The sequence below is a fragment of the Bacillus sp. EU52 genome (assembly GCF_037964975.1).
GTDB lineage: Bacteria > Bacillota > Bacilli > Bacillales > Bacillaceae > Bacillus > Bacillus subtilis.
The window spans coordinates 1,385,889-1,405,093 of record NZ_CP150177.1 but is presented as its reverse complement, the minus strand read 5'-3'; the positions used below and the strand labels follow the sequence as shown (position 1 = coordinate 1,405,093).

Annotated in this window: 20 protein-coding genes and 1 riboswitch; of the genes, 6 read left to right on the top strand and 14 right to left on the bottom strand. The window is 40.8% G+C overall.

What is annotated here, in order from left to right:
• Nucleotides 1-47 precede the first annotated feature (47 nt).
• From ykvU to NSU05_RS07360, 3 genes are all read right to left on the bottom strand, one after another.
• On the bottom strand, nt 48-1,385 hold the full coding sequence (gene ykvU, locus NSU05_RS07370; protein WP_038428886.1) for a sporulation protein YkvU: 1,338 nt from the start codon (nt 1,383-1,385) through the stop codon (nt 48-50).
• Between the two features lie 117 nt (nt 1,386-1,502).
• Entirely contained in the window at nt 1,503-2,129 is a 627-nt protein-coding gene (locus tag NSU05_RS07365; protein ID WP_038428885.1) for a cell wall hydrolase, read from the bottom strand.
• A 298-nt stretch (nt 2,130-2,427) separates the two neighbouring features.
• On the bottom strand, nt 2,428-2,622 hold the full coding sequence (locus NSU05_RS07360) for a hypothetical protein (protein WP_038428884.1): 195 nt from the start codon (nt 2,620-2,622) through the stop codon (nt 2,428-2,430).
• A 165-nt stretch (nt 2,623-2,787) separates the two neighbouring features.
• On the opposite strand from NSU05_RS07360, the gene NSU05_RS07355 reads away from it, so the two are divergent.
• Nucleotides 2,788-2,973, top strand: a complete 186-nt coding sequence (locus NSU05_RS07355) for a YkvS family protein (protein WP_003232446.1) — start codon at nt 2,788-2,790, stop codon at nt 2,971-2,973.
• A 119-nt stretch (nt 2,974-3,092) separates the two neighbouring features.
• On the opposite strand, the gene NSU05_RS07350 is transcribed toward NSU05_RS07355, so the two are convergent.
• The 5 genes from NSU05_RS07350 to NSU05_RS07330 form a co-directional block, all read right to left on the bottom strand.
• Nucleotides 3,093-3,383, bottom strand: a complete 291-nt coding sequence (locus tag NSU05_RS07350) for a YkvR family protein (RefSeq protein WP_038428883.1) — start codon at nt 3,381-3,383, stop codon at nt 3,093-3,095.
• A 733-nt stretch (nt 3,384-4,116) separates the two neighbouring features.
• Nucleotides 4,117-5,052 carry a glycosyl hydrolase family 18 protein gene (locus NSU05_RS07345; RefSeq protein ID WP_038428881.1) on the bottom strand — a complete coding sequence of 312 codons (936 nt, stop codon included), beginning with the start codon at nt 5,050-5,052 and terminating at the stop codon, nt 4,117-4,119.
• A 96-nt stretch (nt 5,053-5,148) separates the two neighbouring features.
• Entirely contained in the window at nt 5,149-5,376 is a 228-nt protein-coding gene (locus NSU05_RS07340) for a LysM peptidoglycan-binding domain-containing protein (RefSeq protein WP_017695061.1), read from the bottom strand.
• 15 nt (nt 5,377-5,391) lie between these two features.
• Nucleotides 5,392-6,591, bottom strand: a complete 1,200-nt coding sequence (gene ykvP, locus NSU05_RS07335) for a spore protein YkvP (RefSeq protein ID WP_032721438.1) — start codon at nt 6,589-6,591, stop codon at nt 5,392-5,394.
• 480 nt (nt 6,592-7,071) lie between these two features.
• Nucleotides 7,072-7,818, bottom strand: coding sequence for a glucose 1-dehydrogenase (locus tag NSU05_RS07330; protein WP_038428879.1), 747 nt, complete (start codon nt 7,816-7,818; stop codon nt 7,072-7,074).
• A gap of 168 nt (nt 7,819-7,986) precedes the next feature.
• On the opposite strand from NSU05_RS07330, the gene NSU05_RS07325 reads away from it, so the two are divergent.
• The gene (locus tag NSU05_RS07325) at nt 7,987-8,346 is read left to right on the top strand and encodes a winged helix-turn-helix transcriptional regulator (RefSeq protein WP_038428878.1); all 360 of its coding nucleotides are present in this window, start codon (nt 7,987-7,989) and stop codon (nt 8,344-8,346) included.
• A 581-nt stretch (nt 8,347-8,927) separates the two neighbouring features.
• Here NSU05_RS07325 and queF read toward each other — a convergent pair.
• The 5 genes from queF to NSU05_RS07300 form a co-directional block, all read right to left on the bottom strand.
• A complete protein-coding gene (gene queF, locus NSU05_RS07320; RefSeq protein WP_003218613.1) occupies nt 8,928-9,425 on the bottom strand; it encodes a preQ(1) synthase in 498 nt (165 codons plus the stop codon).
• A 17-nt stretch (nt 9,426-9,442) separates the two neighbouring features.
• On the bottom strand, nt 9,443-10,174 hold the full coding sequence (gene queE / locus NSU05_RS07315; protein WP_003232460.1) for a 7-carboxy-7-deazaguanine synthase QueE: 732 nt from the start codon (nt 10,172-10,174) through the stop codon (nt 9,443-9,445).
• The gene (queD, locus tag NSU05_RS07310) at nt 10,167-10,616 is read right to left on the bottom strand and encodes a 6-carboxytetrahydropterin synthase QueD (RefSeq protein WP_003232462.1); all 450 of its coding nucleotides are present in this window, start codon (nt 10,614-10,616) and stop codon (nt 10,167-10,169) included. Before queD ends, queE begins: the two co-directional genes overlap by 8 nt.
• The gene (queC, locus tag NSU05_RS07305; RefSeq protein ID WP_021479407.1) at nt 10,609-11,268 is read right to left on the bottom strand and encodes a 7-cyano-7-deazaguanine synthase QueC; all 660 of its coding nucleotides are present in this window, start codon (nt 11,266-11,268) and stop codon (nt 10,609-10,611) included. The genes queD and queC overlap by 8 nt, the downstream gene beginning before the upstream one ends.
• Before the next feature lie 129 nt (nt 11,269-11,397).
• A riboswitch (PreQ1 riboswitch) is annotated at nt 11,398-11,442 on the bottom strand.
• 138 nt (nt 11,443-11,580) lie between these two features.
• Nucleotides 11,581-12,624 (bottom strand): hypothetical protein, encoded by a 1,044-nt coding sequence (locus tag NSU05_RS07300; protein WP_003244712.1) that lies wholly within the window; start codon nt 12,622-12,624, stop codon nt 11,581-11,583.
• Nucleotides 12,625-12,942: 318 nt separating this feature from the next.
• Between NSU05_RS07300 and clpE the strand changes: the two genes are divergently transcribed.
• From clpE to motB, 3 genes are all read left to right on the top strand, one after another.
• Nucleotides 12,943-15,042 (top strand): ATP-dependent protease ATP-binding subunit ClpE, encoded by a 2,100-nt coding sequence (gene clpE, locus NSU05_RS07295; RefSeq protein ID WP_076457777.1) that lies wholly within the window; start codon nt 12,943-12,945, stop codon nt 15,040-15,042.
• Between the two features lie 383 nt (nt 15,043-15,425).
• Nucleotides 15,426-16,238: a flagellar motor stator protein MotA gene (motA, locus tag NSU05_RS07290; RefSeq protein WP_003238984.1), complete on the top strand. Its 813-nt coding sequence runs from the start codon at nt 15,426-15,428 to the stop codon at nt 16,236-16,238.
• Nucleotides 16,210-16,995, top strand: coding sequence for a flagellar motor protein MotB (gene motB / locus NSU05_RS07285; RefSeq protein ID WP_038428876.1), 786 nt, complete (start codon nt 16,210-16,212; stop codon nt 16,993-16,995). The genes motA and motB overlap by 29 nt, the downstream gene beginning before the upstream one ends.
• 39 nt (nt 16,996-17,034) lie before the next feature.
• Here motB and mhqR read toward each other — a convergent pair whose 3' ends face one another.
• Nucleotides 17,035-17,472 (bottom strand): MarR family transcriptional regulator MhqR, encoded by a 438-nt coding sequence (gene mhqR / locus NSU05_RS07280; protein WP_003232475.1) that lies wholly within the window; start codon nt 17,470-17,472, stop codon nt 17,035-17,037.
• A 192-nt stretch (nt 17,473-17,664) separates the two neighbouring features.
• Here mhqR and kinD point away from each other — a divergent pair, with 192 nt between their 5' ends.
• A complete protein-coding gene (gene kinD / locus NSU05_RS07275; protein ID WP_072557174.1) occupies nt 17,665-19,185 on the top strand; it encodes a sporulation kinase KinD in 1,521 nt (506 codons plus the stop codon).
• The last annotated feature ends 20 nt before the right edge of the window (nt 19,186-19,205 follow it).

Here is a 19,205-nt window from a genome sequence, read left to right as displayed (position 1 = left end):
ATCTTCCTTTCATGCTTTTCAATTAGCTTGCCCCTGCAGTTCCTATATCATCCTTCAATTCGCGGCGTTCTGGTCCCTCCCGTAAGGAATACGGATACCTTCAATGCTTTGCAGATCGTGGCATAGTGCAGGCTCGTCAAAAGAATCATGCCAGTGTTCATTCCAAGGATAATCCCGAGCATTTGCAGATTCTCCATTGATCCCAGTACATACATCATACTTAGCGCAATGATATGGCTCCATACATTGTGATAAAAAGCCTCTTTCACAAAACCCATCCCGATTAAGCACGCCTGCAGCGGCATGACAAACAGATGAAAGAGAAAGTAAGGCCACAACAGCTGCAAGTAATACTGCGCTTCAGGAGAGTGAAAAAACAAATGTGTGAGAGGTCCCGCAAACTGGAACATGACCCAGACGGCAGGTATACCGTAACCTAATGTAATGAAAATCGACTGTTTCAGCCTTTTTAACACGATGTCATACTGAGAAAGTGCATAAGCTTCCGAAATACTCGGTATCATGACGACCATTAACGAATGGGCAATAAAAGCAGGGAACGACCCTATCGTCACAGCCACTCCTGCCAGCATTCCGTATTGATCGATCGCCGCTGTCCCGGCAACGCCCGCAGCCAAAAGAGCTCCTTTTACTAAAAAGGGTTCAATTGCATTGACAACCGCATGAAAAATGCGCAGTCCTGTTGTAGGAATTGAAACAGCAAGCAGTCTTTTCCTTACATCCTTTCCGCGCAAATGAATGTGCTGCTGGCCGGATAACGCCCGCCTTGCCATGATAAATTGTGAATATAAATAAACAAGCACGACCACATCACTCACGACTAGAACAAACAAGGAAACCAGCACAGCCATGTCCAATTCAAATGAGTACCATTGAAAAAAGAGGAATAAGCACAAGAGCTGGATGATTTTTTTCAGCACATTGGCAATTGCGATCTTCCCCATTTTCTGCACACCCATAAAGTAGCCCCTGGCGATTGAAGTAAAGGCGACAACAGGAATTAAGCCGATGACAATCCCTTTAATAAACGGGTGGTATGTATCAAATACCGGTATAAACGGAAGCGCAATACTAGCGGCGGCAGTAGAAAAAGCAGTAAAAATGGCTGTCATTCTGAAAGCGTGCCTCAGCATGCTTTCATGAAGCTTAGGATTTGACTCGGCAATGAATTTAGAAATGGATATCGGCAGTTCCAGGCTCGCGATGACAATAATTAAAAAGATCGTGGGCAAAATACTCATGTAAAGCCCCATCCCATGCTCGCCAAGCTCCCGCGCCAAAATCATATTGACGACAAATTCAAGGCATTCAGCGAAAAAGGCGGCAATGGATAAAAGAATGATCCCTTTCACAAATCGATTCATGATGTCTCTCCTTGTCTCTTGTACTACCAACATCATATGAGACAAGTTCAAAAATTATTTTATTTTTACTCTTTATATGAAAAAAAGCACAGCTGAGACAAATTGTCTCTTCTATGCTTAGACGGCAAAAACGTGTCTGCCGATTTTTTCTACGATTTTTCTTGAACGAATCCAATTATCTGACGCTGTTTTCGGATTATAAAAGAATATGGCATCTGTTTCTCTATTTTTTGAGGACAGCGCTTCTTCGGCAGCTTCAATCGATTCTTTATCAGGCTTTTGGTTAATGCTCCCGTTTGCGACCGGTTCAAAGGCGTTTTTCTGATAAATAACTCCTCTTATCGTATCAGGAAAACCTTTTTTCTCCGTTCTGTTCAGTACAACGCTTGCTACAGCGACCTTGCCTTTATATGATTCTCCTTTGGCCTCTGCGTGAACGAGACGGGACAGCAACTCTTTTTCAGACTGTGTATATGTTTCTTTCTCATCATTTGTTTTGTTCGGTTTATCTTTCTCTTTCTTTTCAGTGTGTGCTGATAGCTTAATCGGTTTTATTTTCTTGTCTTTATCAGCAGACAGTGAAGGGAAAGATTCATTCGTATTTCGATCTATATGTGTAAGCCATTTCGCTTCTTCATGTTTTGTCTTCTTTGTGCTCAGTAGTGAAGCTTGTGTATGCTCAATTTTGGCTGCAGGCATGAAACAAAGAAGAAAAACAGCCAGAGCAGTGAATTTCGTTGTCATACAGTTTCCTCCTTAAAGTGCTCCAAAAAACACTTCATAACCTTAACAAGAGATCCATTCATTTTCACGGAAAAAGATTTTCCAACTCTCCCAAGGAGGTATCAGGATGGAATAAAGAGGATGACTCACTGCTTAATGGCAAAAAAACAGTCTGAAATTCTATAAATATTGTCAAATTAAAACATGTTTATCCATCTTTGACACTTTACATTTTATTTACACCTGTTACAGACAGCTGTAATAAAAGGCTTGTATTCTGTCATATATGATAAAAAGGCTTCTCACGTATGAGAAACCTTCAGCTTCTTGGCTGTTCTAAGTATTGAAAGATAACATCTCCGCCTTGCTGGGCAATTCCTCGGAAATGTTTAAAATCATCTTGTTTAGATAACACGGCCCTGAAATCAAGAAAATGCTCTTTCTGGATTCTCAGTTCATTTATGGCGCCGGTGCGCAGCTGTTCAATCATTTCTGTTATTTCTTCGGGACGCAACAAAAATTCCCCCCTTTTCTTTCTATTGACGAAAATTAATATATCATCTTTATAGCGACAGAACAATTCATAAGGGAGATAAAACTCCTTATCGCTTTACTTCTCAATGAAAATACTGCAAAATACTTTCAAAAGGCATTATTATGTTTAAAGGAGAGGAAGCTTGTGAAAATCGCTAAGGTTGGGAATGTCATTGAATTTAAAAACGGATTAACCGGTGTTGTAGAAAAAGTAAATGAGAATTCTGTTATCGTTGATGTGACGATCATGGATAACTATCGGGATCTTGAGTTAGATTCATTGACAGTTGTTAATCATAAAAATTATAAGATCATCAGAGACTCCTATTAAAACCTCCTTATTTCCACATTTATTCAAAAACTGCAAGACGGACAATTTAACACCTTACATATGAAATTCGCTTTCTCAAAAGCTGCCGGCCGGCAGCTTTTTTACATAAAAAACACCGATCATGAATCGGCGTTTTTGTCTATTTCCGTTATTTCTATATAGAACTCGCTGACGGCCCCCGGTTCGTACAGGTTGGTCAATGATGTTGAATAATTTGTCATTTTCCCCCGGAAGGCAAGACCGCGTTCCGGAACCTCGACATTAAACGTTTTTTCATACAACAGGACAGCGATATCATGGTAAGTCTCATTCGTAACGTTTAAGGTAAATGCAATTTTTCGCTTCGGCTCGCTCTCCTCTTGATATGCAGCCATTTCTAACGTTACATTGTTTAACCGCAATGTCTTCACTTCATATCACTCCTTTATAGTCCATGCATCTTAGCATACCTTAGCGAATGTTTACAATGAATATGTTCTTAACGGTTATATGAACCAATTCATTCGAAAAGACACCTTTACAAACATACGTTCGTTAAATTATAATAAAACAGACGAGCTGCCATCCAGCATCCCGTCTTTTCATTAGAAAGCGGCGAGTGGAATTCCCCCCGGATTCGCTCGTCTTTTTTATGTAAAAACCCCCTCATTTCTAAGGAGAAACTATATGGTCGATTATCAACAAGTCATGTTTCACCATGCGTACCTTGGCGCCTTGAATTTCCCCATCCTTTAATGAGAGCGGTCAATCAATTCTCATCATGTTTTTTAGATAAACCAGCATCCATTCAGGAAGTATATGAGTGTATGCTTTTAAAGTTCTAGTTATTCGTGCGCTTCCATATCGATCCTGAACAATTCTGAATGAAATGCAATAATCCTGCTATTAAGGTAGCATGTGTATGACTTAAATCATGGAAGCAGAATAAATTCAACACATCCGTAATTACTTGAAATGCATACTATAACATAAGTTTGAATGGGGATTTCAAGCCCAATGTAATGCCTCGTATAGAACATTTCGGGAGAAGGGCCTATGGAATGCCCACACTGTTTTACCCACACTCGTAATAAACTCCTTTCAGTATGTCCATTTAGAGATTCATTGCAATTATCTTCGAATTTTGTTCTGAACTATAAATCATTATATATTTTTAAACACTGTATTCCAGACTGACGCATCTTCTTGTCCAAGACTCCAGCTGCCAAGACCTTTCAGATTATATTTTTGAGCGAGTTTTATTTTTGCTCTGAGTGACTGTTCATTTTCAAACCATAATGTATATGTTCCCGAAGGCAACGGCCCCTTGTTATCGTGATTGACAGTAAAAATAGCTTTTGGAGATTGACTCTTGGTGTCAAAAATAATTGTTCCGCTATGCCTTTTTACTAATGAGTCAACAAGGTAAAGGGGAATGGCTTGAGAGGCAGATTGGCCTTCCATCCAGCAGCGGCCATAGAATGGCAATCCTAAAACTAGTTTTTGAGGAGAGATTTTTTGGGTCAGAACATATTGAATGGACTTTTCCACCCATCCTACACTTGCGGTAGGCCCAGCAAGGCGGCTTTCATCATAGGCCATAACCATAAGATAATCTGCATATTTAGCTAAATACTCGTAATCATATGATCCGTGCCAGCCCTTCGTCCAGCCAAAAGGATTTGCCGCCACTGCAACTGATACTTCTTTATGTTTAGGAATACTTTCCCTTACTAATCTAATAAAATCTGTAAATAGATTCCGATCTTTTTCTGTAAGGTTTTCTATATCGATATTAACTCCGTCCAAATCCAGTTCTTCTATTGCATGAGAAATTTGTTTAGCTAAAAGAACTCGGTTCATTAATGCAAATCGTCCCAAATCCTGATCCCAATGATTGCTTAGAAAAGGAACTACTTTTAATTTTCTTCTATGAAGAGCTTTAATCACATCGGGATTAGCTGAACGGAGAAGTAATGATCCATCTTTTCTGATATAGAAAAAATCAGGAGACACAACATTTAATACTCCGTTCGTTTGATCAACGTGTTGAATAAAATCCCATCCTAATCCAGAATAGAAATAGCTCATTTGAAACATCTCATAACCCCTTCATCCCCAAAAATATCAAGTTCCCCACAAATAAAAAAATGAGGATTGTCATTTCAATTTGATTCGTTTCCGAAACCTCAAAGATTATCTTTCTCTTATCTTTATAATTTGTCCAGGATAAATTCTATCTGAAGAAAGCTTATTAAGATTCATAAGTTGTTGTACCGGAATTTTAAAGGATTTGGCAATCGTCCATAATGTATCGCCGGATTCCACATGATATACTTCGTATGTCACGGGAAATTCCATATAACGAGGCGTTCTTTTTACTTTATTCGCTTGATTTCTTATTTTAGGTATTTTCCCCTTCATTCATATTACTCTCCTTTAGAAAAATTTGTTATTAATATTTCTAAACCGTTTCTCTCTAATCTTAATGATTTGTCCAGCATATATTTGATCTGATTTGAAATGATTAAGCTCCATGAGTTGCTGCAGGGAAACATTATACTTCCTGGCAATTATTGATAATGTTTCACCGGGAGTAACATGATGGATCACGTATTTTTCTTTGAGAACATCTACATAATGAATGGTTTCCCCTAAGTTTCTTATGATTCCTCTGCTTTTTAGCACCTCAAGCATTCTCTCGGCTCTATGCCGATAGGAATCATTCTTTACAGCCTTTTTACCGTTTATCTGAATCTTTTTTCTCTCGCTATCATGATTCAAATAGTATTTAACCTTTTCCAAAGTTTCTTTTGGGGAGGAAGAAACGATGAGATCGCGGCCAGGTTTGAATTTACCTCGAACTGCTGGTGTATCCGATGTCAATAAAAACCCCCCGGAACCAAGAATCTCATAGGTGCGTTGCGTAAGTTGGCTTTCACAGTTTTGCAAACCGATAACGACTTTTGCTGAACTGTAAACTTTATATGCTTCAGTATAATCAAGGTATCCATGGATCCAATTGGGGGGAATTTCTCTTCCTATATATTTACTCATTTTTTCCCAGTTTCTCCCCCAAAAATCAATGCGAATACCTTTCCGTATAAGAGGACGAATAAGCGTTTTTAAAGAGGACGAACGGAACACTTCCGGATGTTCTTCAAGAAAATTAGGGTAAGCATTAGCCACCACTGCTATATCACAACTGTATTTCGCTAATGGTTTAATCTGGTGATGTATACTTTCGTGAAATGCAAAGTCTAAGTGAGCTGCTTTAATCCCCATGCTTTCATAAGTTTTACACAGAGAAGGCGTAACCGTGAAAACAAAATCCGGTTTCATCTTTTTAATTAACGGGATAGTAAAGTTTTGAGTGTGCAGCGGGTCTTCAGTAGCCCAATAAACGAGAGGGATATTCACCTTTTTAGTAGCGTTGCGAATCCAGGCCTGCTTTTCCCTTGAATGCTCTGGTGTCCATCCCATAGATACTATTAGATCTGGTTTAAATTCGTCTATCATTTCAGTGATATTTTCCCGACTTACAGGACCGGAAATCATTACGGTATGTCCTGCTTCCCTAAACCCATTCGGTAAACCATAGAGCCACATGGGATGACTCTCAAGGAAAAGAATTTTCACACATTTCCATCCTCTCTTTCACTTTTTAATGTCTACTTTATTGGTATGTATATGTAATATAACTTGTCGCGGTACTAGTCTATAAAAAACGTTCAGGTGTGAGATCACGTGATAGCTTGTGTGGGATGCCCCACAAAAAAAGAAAGCAACCTACAACATATTTTCCTATGTGGTTATTCAGGACATAAGGATTCCTTTAAATATTTTTAAAAGTATTAGAATACAAGGACAGGGATATTATTTTTTATTAAAAGTCAAGAGCCCCCGTTACTTTAAGTACATTTATTCACAGTGTAATCTTTTTTACAGGTCATTTAGTAGTAGCCCCAGGAAAATGCGAATTTACAACGTTAATCAAATTCAAACATAAAAAAGTCGAATTCCCTGTCCTTTAAGGAAAACGACTTTTTTATACGACTTCTTCAAGTAAATCCCCATTAACCTTTTTTGGGGACTATTTGTAATCTCTGCGCAGTGAAATTATACCTGTGCTAGCCCGCCATCTACGAACAATTCAACACCCGTCAAGTAACTGCTTTCGTCTGAAGCAAGGAAAGATACAGCGTTTGCTACTTCTTCAGGTGTCCCAACTTTTCCAGCTGGAACAGTATTTCTGCTATTTTCCAGTACCTCTTCAAGTGCATCACCAAAAAGCTCATCGTAGGCAGGTGTAAGAATAACTCCTGGACTAACCACATTTACACGGATTTCAGTACCTTTTAGGTCAAGAATCCAGTTGCGAACCAGTGCTCTTAATGCTGCTTTAGATGCTCCATATACACTAAACGCCGGGTTGCCAATTGATCCAGCAGTAGAGCCCGTTACAATAATAGAACCTACTTTGTCTGGGAATAGTGATAATGCTTTTTGAACAGTAAAGATGGTTCCTTTAACGTTAATGTTGAACGTTCTATCAACCTGCTCTTCAGTAATTTCACCTAATGGAAGGAAGTTGCCGATGCCTGCATTAGCAAAAAGAATGTCCAACTTACCTTTTTCCTGCTTTATAATGTCATATAGTTTGTCTAAGTCTTCAAGCTTAGAAATATCACCTTGAACACCGGTTACGTTCTTGCCAATTTGGTTAACAGCTTTATCAAGTTCGTTTTGTCTACGTCCCGTGATATAAACATATGCACCTTCGTTTACAAATTTTTGTGCCGTAGCAAGACCAATCCCACTTGTTCCACCCGTTACAAGCGCTATTTTACCTTCAAATTTACCCATACTTAACACTCCTTTAGAATTAATATTATTTTATGTCTAGTACCTTTAAGTACTTGAAGAACAACTTACAAGATATAGTATCCTTCAGTAAGCACATTATCGGAAGTACCCACTTTTTTGTGATATAGTAACTAAAAAGTAATAAATGTGGAATGGAGAGCTTTAGACATGAAAAAAAAATTTAGTTGTGGGTTTGAAGTGACAAAGGAAGTTATTGGCGGAAAATGGAAAGGCCTTGTATTATACTTTTTAATGAATGGACCAAAGAGAACGAGTGAATTAAAGCGCATTATCCCAAATATAACTCAGAAAATGCTGATTCAAACACTTAGAGAGCTTGAAGACAGTGGACTTGTGAGCAGAAAGATGTATAATCAAGTGCCACCGAAGGTTGAATATTCATCCACTGAACTTGGAGAATCTCTTAAACCTATCTTGCAGGAGCTCTGTCAATGGGGAAGCCATTATGCGGAGCAAAAGTATACAGAAGGTGAATATGAAATTGTACAACCAGAACAACTAAGTTAGGATTGATGTAGCTGCTGAAGTAAATGCTAAACAACTTCAATACCATCACCTAACAGATGAAGAACAGTCAGAAATAAATGAGATATTCAATTTTGAAAGTGAAGTTCTAATAAGAAGTGTCATCGACTATATTCAGGAGAACTTTGATGAAATTCAAAAAAGAGCTGTTTCAAATGTTAAAGAGAAGGTTCAGAAACTTAGCCAAAAAATAAATGAAGATATTGATAATAATATTTAATGCCTATGATCTCTAGATAGGCATATTTTCTTTCGGATAAAAAAGAAAAGACGTACAAATTGTACGCCTTAATCTGCTTCTGTACTATCAATTTTTCACTGCATAAAAGTCACAGTTCAGGTTGCACCTCAGGTCACACTTTTTAATACAATTCCCATGAGTAGAGCCATTTTCAGGTGTGACTTTTCCCACTTTTATTGAGCTTAGTGCGGGTCACACTCCGGTCACTTCGGGTCACCCTTCGCTGTGACCAGGTCACATTTCCGCTGAAAATTAACGCTAAATGTTCGGATTTTACTGTGACCACATTTCGCTTCACACTCCGTATCACACAACGGAATGATTAGCGATTATCAATCGTCTCCGGATACAAATCATGATTCATCATACGGTACTCGGCCATTTTCTCATACTTCGTGCCCGGCTTTCCGTAGTTTGTGTACGGATCAATGGAAATTCCGCCTCTTGGCGTGAATTTGCCCCATACTTCAATGTAGCGCGGGTCCATTAATTCAATCAAGTCGTTCATGATGATATTCATGCAGTCCTCGTGGAAGTCACCATGGTTTCTGAAGCTGAATAGATACAGCTTTAATGATTTGCTTTCAACCATTTTTTCATCAGGAATGTAGCTGATGTAGATTGTCGCAAAGTCAGGCTGGCCTGTTTTAGGACATAAAGATGTGAATTCCGGGCAATTGAATTTTACAAAGTAATCACGGTTTACATGTTTATTCGGGAAGGATTCCAGCACGTCCGGTGCATATTCGAACAAATAATTTGTACCTTGATTGCCTAGCAATGTTACACCTTCTAATTCTGATTCTTTTCTTGTCGTCATGTTCATCTTCCTTTCTATTATACTCCGCGTTTGTTGCCCCATAACAGGGTGTGCAGCTGCGGGAGCACTCTGACGAGATTCAGCTCCGCATCGACAGCTACCTTATCAACAAGCGCTTCATATTTTCCAAGCAAATGTGCAATCAGTGACTGATCATCTGTCGTATGCACGTCATCATTTCCGACTTGTAAATAAAACGGGATTCCCGGATACCGCTTGTGCACAGTTTTGGCAAATTCCAGATCTTCATCATTAAAGATGACAACCTTCAAGCTGACAGCATGCTGTCTATCATTCTCTTGAAGTGAAGTTAAAATGTGGTCAAGCTTTTGAAAGTTCGTTACCATTTTTGAGCTTGGCGGTTTTGGAGAAATTGTCAGGTCATCAATCAGCGTAAACCAATCCTGATAAACGGTCCCTTGAGTTTCAAGCGCTGCACGGATGTTATTTTCCTTCAGCAGTTCAATAAAAGCATCCAGCTGTTTTAACAGAGCCGGGTTGCCGCCTGAGATCGTCACATGAGAAAACGCGTCTCCCCCAATGTCCTTAAGCTCCGCAAAAATCTCCTCCGCCGTCATCCAGCGAATATCTTTTTTAGCAGACCCGTCCCAAGTGAAAGCGGAGTCACACCAGCTGCAGGAATAATCGCAGCCGGCTGTCCGGACGAACATCGTTTTCTGTCCGATCACCATGCCTTCTCCTTGAATCGTCGGGCCGAAAATTTCTAATACAGGAATTCCTTTAGCCATTCAAACCACCCTTTTTCGGACGGTAGACACAGTAGCTTGTCGGTGTTTCACGGACAAACACCTGTACACAGGTCGGCTTATTCTCCAAAGTGTCTAAATAAGCCTGTACGTTGTCATAAATCGTTTTCGCCACGACTTCAGTTGTCGGCAGCGAATACCGGTCGTCCTGAGAAAAATCTTCATGATCATTTAATAGCGTGTGATCATAGTTTCCGTGCACCAGTTTTTTGAGTACGCTGAAATTGACAAGAAAGCCTGAATCGTCAAGTTCGTCGCCGGCAACGGTTATATTTACGGTATACGTATGCCCGTGAACCCTGCTGCACGCTCCCGCACTTTCCCGAGGGATAAAATGAGCGGCTGAGATATGCATGTCCTTATTCAGTTCAAACGAATAAGGATGCTGGGCCTGCGGATAAATTTGAGATAACAATTTATGCACGCTCTCCTTTCATCACCATATATTCTTCATAACCTTTTGAACGAAGGTGACATGCCGGACATTCGCCGCAGCCGTCTGCGATGATGCCGTTATAGCATGTTAGCGTGTTGTTTTTCACAAAATCCAGCGCGCCAAGCTCATCTGCAAGCTTCCACGTTTCCGCCTTATTGAGCCACATGAGAGGCGTGTGGATCACAAACGGCTTCTCCATTGCCAGATTTACCGTGACATTGCAAGATTTCACGAATTCGTCACGGCAGTCAGGATAACCGCTGAAGTCTGTCTCGCAAACTCCTGTAATAATGTGGCGCGCGCCAATTTGGTAAGCCAGGATAGACGCAAAGGATAAGAATACCAAATTGCGGCCTGGAACGAATGTGGATGGCAGTTCGCCGTCTTTTACTTCTATCTCAATATCATTTCTAGTCAGGGCATTCGGTGCAAGCTGATTTAAAAGTGACATATCAAGCAAATGATTTTTCACACCAAGCTTTTCCGCAATGGATTTTGCCACTTCAATTTCCTGCGAATGTCGCTGATTATAATGAAAAGTCACCGTTTCGACTTCTTCGAATTCTTTTAAGGCCCACAGTAAGCATGTTGTACTGTCTTGACCGCCGCTAAATACGACAATTGCTTTTTCTTTTTTCATGATTCCTCTCCTTCTCCGCAATAAAAACGTCGGCGAGAGATATCGCTACAGCTAATTCACGCAAAAAAACACCTTTTTTCGGAAGGTGCTCTAGAAAAACATAAAAAAGGCCGTATCCAAGGATACAGCTCGTCCTTAGTTTTTTATAGAGGGTGTAGCTAGAACCTCTCCCGCATATCGCACGGATTTTCTTCAATTTTTTCACTTCTGCTATCTTACCATAATGATGTTTTTCTTGACAATAAAAAAGTCAGTCCCCGGTTCCTAGATCAATTATCGCTCTATAGTGACGGTTCGTTTCATTATATATATTTATAAACTGCGCCGCCGAGGAGCTTTTTTGCAAAGCAAAGCGCCTATGAAGGCCAGGCTCACATAGCCAAACAAGGGATAAATCGTTGAAATAAGCCTGCCGTACCCTATTTGGCTCGTAATATAAGCCGTGATCATAATGGCTGCAAAGATATATTTGCTTTTCACTGGAAGAAAGCTTTGCACTTGTTTTTCTAATCCATATAGATTACCGATAACTGATGTGAACACTTCTCCGAAAATAATGAGTAAATAAATCAAATGGACAGATCGTGCAAAGAGATAAACCACTTGCGCCATCGGTATATCATACAAAAATACATCCGGAAGAGTCGACAAAGACAGAAAACTCGCGGACAGCACAATCGTCAGCATCGTGCCTCCGATTAAAGCGCCTTTTTTTATCACTTTCTCCGATGACATTTCATTCGCCAGCGGAACCAAAACAGCTTGGGCAAGCGATAAATTTAAAGCCCCGTAAGAAACTGCTGATAACAGCCAATCCCAGCGATGCGGCCAGACCCACTGAGCTGCGTTTCGTGATTCGCTGAATATAAAAGAGTCGGCCACCACAATCATTGAAAAGATGATTAAAAGAGGAACAACAAACACATTGACACCGAAAATGCCTTTTACTCCTCTAGTCATCACAATTAAACTCAGACCGATTGTAATGAGCATCCCAATCTGAGCGGACATCCCCAGCTGTTCCTCAAAAAGCGCCCCTGCCCCTGAAAGCATAACAGATGTAACTCCAAGGAGAACAAACAGCATAAATACATTGATAATCCGCCCAGCCGTCGCCCCGAACAAAAATATGTTCATTTCTTGATATGACTTGGCATTGATTCGCTTTGAAATGATCATCAGCTTGGCCCCCAGTAACGTAAACATTCCGCCGCTGACGAGAATGCCGAAAAAACCGAACCAGCCGAACTTCAGAAAAAACTCAACAATTTCCCTCCCAGTCGCAAATCCAGCTCCGACTACTGTGCCGACATACACAAAAGCAAGCTGACTTGCAGACCCTTTTGATTGTTCCATTTCTTCCCTCCGAACGAACCGCAGTTTTGTCCATATATGCCTTTTTATAACCTATGAGACAAGTTCCTTGAAAAGACGAAGAAAACATGTTTTACTTTGTAACAAATCAAAAATTTTTGTGCATAAGACTTGAAAGTCAAAGATAGTCAGAGTATACTATTAATCAAAGTTGGTCAAACAAACCGGCCTTTTTTTAAAATCAATTGGTCAAAGATAGTCAAATATTCAGTCTGCTTTGAGCATATTGGTTTGAATGCCGCTAAGTTTGCCGTATACTAATAGTCAAAGAAGGTCAAATTATTAAGGAGGTTTTGGCAAATGCGTTGTCAACATTGTCATCAAAACGAGGCGACGATTCGCCTTAACATGCAAATAAATTCCGTTCATAAACAGATGGTTCTTTGTGAAACTTGCTATAACGAACTGACCCGTAAACCTTCAATGAGTATGGGTCCTCAATCTTTCGGATTTCCGTTTGAACAGGCATTCCAGCCGAAAGAACAGAGCGCAGCAAAACAACGCGGAAAAAAAGGGCTGCTTGATGAGCTGGCTCAAAATATTACAAACGGTGCTAAAGCCGGTCTCATTGACCCCGTCATCGGCCGTGATGATGAAGTGGCGCGAGTGATCGAAATTCTAAACCGCCGCAACAAAAACAATCCGGTTCTTATTGGTGAGCCGGGTGTAGGGAAAACTGCCATCGCTGAAGGGCTCGCTTTAAAAATTGCTGAAGGCGATGTTCCAAACAAACTGAAAAACAAAGAGCTATATTTGCTTGATGTTGCATCCCTTGTTGCAAACACAGGGATCAGAGGCCAATTTGAGGAGAGAATGAAACAGCTGATCACTGAGTTGAAGGAACGAAAAAATGTCATTCTGTTCATTGATGAAATTCACCTTCTCGTTGGCGCAGGCTCTGCAGAAGGATCAATGGACGCCGGCAACATTCTCAAACCGGCCCTAGCCAGAGGCGAACTGCAAGTCATTGGCGCGACAACACTGAAAGAATATCGTCAAATCGAAAAAGATGCCGCGCTGGAAAGACGTTTTCAGCCTGTCATGGTGCAGGAGCCTTCAATTGAACAGGCTATCCTCATTCTGCAAGGGATTAAAGATAAATACGAGGCGTACCATGGCGTAACATTCAGTGATGAAGCAATCAAAGCGTGTGTCACTTTATCATCCCGCTACATTCAGGACAGACACCTGCCGGATAAAGCAATTGATTTATTAGATGAAGCAGGTTCAAAAGCCAACCTGTTAATTGATGAACTGAATGATGAGGATGCCGCTGAACGCTTAACTGCAATTGAAGCCGAAAAAACAAAAGCCCTGGAAGAAGAAAATTACGAACTGGCTGCAAAACTCCGTGATGAAGAACTCGCATTGGAGAAAAAACTGAACAGCTCCTCCGCTCATACTGCTGTCACTGTGGAAGCTGAGCACATTCAGGAAATTGTTGAACAAAAAACAGGCATCCCTGTCGGCAAACTGCAGGCAGACGAACAAACGAAAATGAAAGAACTCGAAGCAAAACTTCATGAACGCGTGATTGGACAAGCAGCCGCTGTTCAAAAAGTGGCAAAGGCGGTAAGACGAAGCCGCGCCGGTTTAAAATCCAAAAACAGACCAGTCGGCTCCTTCCTCTTCGTCGGTCCTACCGGCGTAGGGAAAACAGAGCTTTCTAAAACACTGGCAGATGAATTATTCGGCACAAAAGACGCTATTATCCGACTCGATATGAGCGAATACATGGAGAAACACGCCGTATCTAAAATTATCGGTTCACCGCCTGGATATGTCGGCCATGAGGAAGCTGGACAATTAACTGAGAAAGTGCGCCGCAATCCTTACAGTATTGTGTTGCTGGATGAGATTGAAAAAGCACACCCAGACGTTCAGCATATGTTCCTGCAAATTATGGAAGATGGCCGTCTGACAGACAGCCAAGGCAGAACCGTAAGCTTCAAAGACACTGTGATCATCATGACAAGTAATGCGGGTGCTGGGGAGAAACAAACGAAAGTCGGTTTCCAATCAGATGACAGTGTCATCGAAGAACAAACATTGATTGATTCACTGAGCATGTTCTTTAAACCTGAGTTCCTCAACCGTTTTGACAGCATTATTGAGTTCCGCTCATTGGAAAAAGAACATCTTGTCAAAATCGTCAGCCTTCTTCTTGGAGAACTTGAAGAAACATTGGCTGAACGGGGCATTAGCTTGAATGTGACAGATGAAGCGAAAGAAAAAATCGCTGAGCTGGGCTACCACCCTTCATTCGGTGCACGTCCGCTAAGAAGAACCATCCAAGAATGGGTTGAGGATGAAATGACTGATCTGCTGCTTGATAATGGCGAGATCACAAGTTTTCACGTGATTTTAGAAGATGATAAAATCAAAGTGCGAGCGAAATAACAATCAGCGGTTTCCTTTTAGGAAGCCGCTTTTTTTATGCTTTCATACTCTTGACTTAGAAAATACCGTCCCTTCCCCTGAAGCGCTATTTCCCTTCATCCTTTACACTTTTTTTAAGGAGGGATGGAACATGTTTATATACAGTGAATATGTATTTCTACTATTATATGAATACCATCTGAAGGACAGCTTGCAAGCAAGCTGCTAATTTCAGTAGACACCCGGGCTTTTCAATTTTGGAGAGCCCGTTTTTGTTTATTTCTCCCTTCTATGCCTCTTCCTTGAATATTTCATGAACAAATTCACAATCTCCCTAAAGTTCCGGGCACCAAAACCGATATTAACCATAGACAAGCTAGTAAAAAAGGATTTGGTGAAAAACTATGGATAAAACTTCGTTAATCGGTATTATTCTTGCTTTTGTGGCATTGAGCGTCGGGATGGTTCTGAAAGGCGTCAGTTTCAGCGCCCTTGCAAACCCCGCTGCCATTTTAATTATTATCGCCGGGACAATATCAGCAGTCGTTATTGCGTTCCCAACAAAAGAAATTAAAAAAGTGCCTGCGCTGTTTCGAGTGTTATTTAAGGAAAATAAACAGCTCACAATAGAGGAACTCATTCCTATGTTCTCTGAATGGGCTCAGCTTGCACGCCGCGAAGGTCTGCTTGCTTTAGAAGCAAGCATTGAGGATGTAGATGATGCTTTCTTGAAAAACGGGCTCAGCATGGCTGTTGACGGGCAAAGCGCGGAATTTATAAGAGATATTATGACAGAGGAAGTCGAAGCAATGGAGGACAGGCACCAAGCCGGAGCCGCTATTTTTACACAAGCAGGAACGTACGCTCCGACACTTGGAGTACTCGGCGCTGTAATCGGGCTGATTGCCGCTCTCTCTCATATGGATAACACAGATGAGCTTGGACACGCCATCAGTGCCGCCTTTGTTGCCACACTTCTCGGTATCTTTACAGGGTATGTGTTATGGCATCCTTTCGCAAATAAATTAAAACGAAAATCAAAACAAGAAGTAAAACTGCGTGAGGTCATGATTGAAGGTGTTTTATCCGTTTTAGAAGGACAAGCACCGAAAGTCATCGAACAAAAGCTTTTAATGTATCTTCCTGCGAAGGACCGCTTGAAATTTGCAGAACAAGGAGAGGCGCAAAATGGCGAGAAAAAAGAAGAAGAAGCATGAGGACGAGCACGTTGATGAATCATGGCTCGTTCCTTACGCCGACATCCTTACTCTTCTCCTGGCATTGTTTATTGTGCTGTACGCGAGCAGCTCGATTGACGCAGCTAAGTTTCAAATGCTCTCAAAATCATTTAATGAAGTTTTTACAGGCGGAACCGGTGTACTGGACTACTCCAGTGTCACTCCTCCTGAAAACGAGTCAGACGGCGTCGATGAAGTAAAAAAGGAAAAAGAAGAGAAAGAGAAAAACAAAAAAGAAAAAGAAAAAGCAGCTGATCAAGAAGAACTTGAAAATGTGAAGAGCCAGGTGGAAAAGTTCATCAAAGATAAAAAGCTGGAACATCAGCTGGAGACGAAGATGACTAGTGAAGGCCTTCTAATTACGATTAAAGACAGCATCTTCTTTGATTCTGGAAAAGCGACCATCCGTAAGGAAGATGTGCCGCTTGCAAAAGAGATTTCAAATCTTCTTGTGATTAACCCGCCAAGAAATATCATTATCAGCGGACATACTGATAATATGCCAATTAAAAATTCTGAATTCCAATCAAACTGGCATTTAAGCGTCATGAGAGCGGTAAACTTTATGGGGCTCCTGATTGAAAACCCCAAGCTCGATGCAAAAGTGTTCAGCGCCAAGGGTTATGGCGAGTATAAACCGGTGGCTTCCAATAAAACTGCGGAAGGCCGAAGCAAAAACCGGCGGGTTGAAGTTCTCATTTTGCCGAGAGGCGCAGCGGAAACAAATGAAAAATAGCAAAAAAGGAAGCCTTGTGACATATCAGGCTTCCTTTTTTTACTTATTATGAAACTGTTTTGCGTTTAACCCTACTCTTTTTAACATTTCGGTGCACATCTCTACCTCTTCTTCGCTTAATACGCTGATCATTTCATCAATTTCAGCAGCGTGATCAGGGAAAATATCGTTCAAAAGACCGATGCCTTTTTCAGTAATTTGCGCAAATGTCACTCGTCTGTCTGTAGGAGACGCTTTCCGAATGAGAAGTTCTTTTTGCTCCAGCTTATCTACAACGTATGTGATGCTCCCGCTAGCCAAGAGAATTTTATCTCCTATCTGCTGCAGCGGCTGATCGCCTTTATGGTACAAAAGCTCTAGCACAGCAAATTCAGTCGGATTCAGCCCATGCTTATGAATATGCTTATTCATATGATCGTTAATAGACCGATACGCGCGCGACAGCACGATAAATAACTTCAGTGATTTTTCTGTCATGTCTCAATCATCCTTTTAGAAACCGTTACAGAGAAACATTAATAAACAAAGACCAAAATGTCAATAAAAATCTTTCCAATATTTCTCTTCTTTTTTAAAATGTAAGCTTGCCAACACCTTTTTCTAATTTTTTTGGTTATTTTTTCTTATTAAAGAAGAAGAAACAATGATATAATACCTCTAATCAGGTGTATGTTGGAGCGATGCAAATTGAAAATACTAAAAGGCGCCTGCGGGAGAGTCAAACTTTATATCATACTGGTCGTGATTCCGGCAATCGTCATCAGCTTTTTCGTATATGAAAAAGAAAAAGATACAATAGCTGCAGAACATAAACAAGAAGCAAGTGTCCTGCTAAACCTTCACCGCAACAAAATCAATTATTTAATCGGAGAAACAATGGCGAGAATGACCTCCTTGTCCATCGCCATCGACAGACCGGTTGATATAAAGAAAATGCAATCAATTTTGGAAAAGACCTTTGATTCAGAGCCGAGATTTTCCGGTCTCTATTTTCTCAATGCCAAAGGAGACGTCACCGCAAGCACAACCGAATTAAAAACGAAAGTAAACCTGGCCGACAGATCTTTTTTTACAAAAGCAAAGGAAACTAAAAAGACAGTCATTTCAGATAGTTATTCGAGCAGAATTACTGGTCAGCCAATTTTCACAATTTGTGTCCCTGTTTTGGACTCAAAACGTAATGTGACAGATTATCTTGTCGCAGCTATTCAAATTGATTATTTGAAAAATCTCATTAACTTACTAAGCCCTGATGTTTATATTGAAGTTGTGAACCAAGACGGGAAAATGATTTTTGCGAGTGGACAAGCCTCTCATGCAGAGGATCAGAAACCTGTCAGCGGATATCTGGATGATATCAGCTGGAATATGAAAGTCTATCCGAACCCGGTCACCATAGAAGAACTGACGAAAAGCCTAGTGCTTCCACTTTCATGTATTATTGTTCTGCTGAATATCCTATTTATTCTCGTGCTGTATTATTTGCTGAAGCGGCAGACCCAGCTGGAGCGCTCAGAAAATGAGGCGCAAAAATTAGAGCTGATCGGGACGCTTGCTGCTAGCACAGCCCATGAAATCCGTAACCCCCTCACCGGCATAAGCGGCTTTATTCAGCTGTTGCAAAAGAAATATAAAGGTGAGGAAGATCAGCTTTACTTCTCCATTATCGAACAGGAGATAAAGCGAATCAATCAAATAGTGAGTGAGTTTCTTGTTCTCGGCAAGCCGACAGCTGAAAAATGGGAGCTGAACTCACTTCAGGACATTATCGGAGAAATTATGCCGATCATTTATTCTGAGGGCAATCTATACAATGTTGAAGTCGAATTACAGTATTTAACCGAGCAGCCCTTACTCGTAAAATGTACAAAAGATCATATTAAACAAGTGATTTTAAATGTAGCAAAAAATGGCCTCGAGTCAATGCCTGAAGGAGGCAAACTGACGATCTCCCTGGGAGCTTTAGATAAAAAAGCCATAATCAAAGTTGTGGATAACGGTGAAGGGATTTCTCAGGAAATGCTGGATCACATTTTCCTCCCCTTTGTTACTTCTAAAGAAAAAGGAACCGGGCTCGGCCTTGTTGTTTGTAAACGGATCGTACTGATGTACGGAGGCTCTATTCATATTGAAAGTGAAGTTCGAAGAGGCACAGAGGTGACAATCACCCTCCCTGTATCCGCTTCATAGCCCCCCTGACCATGTCAGGA

What these genes read in the sequence shown, in the direction of transcription:
- NSU05_RS07325 (WP_038428878.1), top strand. Translation starts at nt 7,987, where the DNA reads ATGAAAAAAAAATTTAGTTGTGGGTTTGAAGTGACAAAGGAAGTTATT.
- queF (WP_003218613.1), bottom strand. Translation starts at nt 9,425, where the DNA reads ATGACGACAAGAAAAGAATCAGAATTAGAAGGTGTAACATTGCTAGGC.
- queC (WP_021479407.1), bottom strand. Translation starts at nt 11,268, where the DNA reads ATGAAAAAAGAAAAAGCAATTGTCGTATTTAGCGGCGGTCAAGACAGT.
- NSU05_RS07300 (WP_003244712.1), bottom strand. Translation starts at nt 12,624, where the DNA reads ATGGAACAATCAAAAGGGTCTGCAAGTCAGCTTGCTTTTGTGTATGTC.
- NSU05_RS07330 (WP_038428879.1), bottom strand. Translation starts at nt 7,818, where the DNA reads ATGGGTAAATTTGAAGGTAAAATAGCGCTTGTAACGGGTGGAACAAGT.
- NSU05_RS07345 (WP_038428881.1), bottom strand. Translation starts at nt 5,052, where the DNA reads ATGTTTCAAATGAGCTATTTCTATTCTGGATTAGGATGGGATTTTATT.
- queE (WP_003232460.1), bottom strand. Translation starts at nt 10,174, where the DNA reads ATGGCTAAAGGAATTCCTGTATTAGAAATTTTCGGCCCGACGATTCAA.
- ykvU (WP_038428886.1), bottom strand. Translation starts at nt 1,385, where the DNA reads ATGAATCGATTTGTGAAAGGGATCATTCTTTTATCCATTGCCGCCTTT.
- motA (WP_003238984.1), top strand. Translation starts at nt 15,426, where the DNA reads ATGGATAAAACTTCGTTAATCGGTATTATTCTTGCTTTTGTGGCATTG.
- motB (WP_038428876.1), top strand. Translation starts at nt 16,210, where the DNA reads ATGGCGAGAAAAAAGAAGAAGAAGCATGAGGACGAGCACGTTGATGAA.
- NSU05_RS07365 (WP_038428885.1), bottom strand. Translation starts at nt 2,129, where the DNA reads ATGACAACGAAATTCACTGCTCTGGCTGTTTTTCTTCTTTGTTTCATG.
- kinD (WP_072557174.1), top strand. Translation starts at nt 17,665, where the DNA reads ATGTTGGAGCGATGCAAATTGAAAATACTAAAAGGCGCCTGCGGGAGA.
- mhqR (WP_003232475.1), bottom strand. Translation starts at nt 17,472, where the DNA reads ATGACAGAAAAATCACTGAAGTTATTTATCGTGCTGTCGCGCGCGTAT.
- NSU05_RS07340 (WP_017695061.1), bottom strand. Translation starts at nt 5,376, where the DNA reads ATGAAGGGGAAAATACCTAAAATAAGAAATCAAGCGAATAAAGTAAAA.
- clpE (WP_076457777.1), top strand. Translation starts at nt 12,943, where the DNA reads ATGCGTTGTCAACATTGTCATCAAAACGAGGCGACGATTCGCCTTAAC.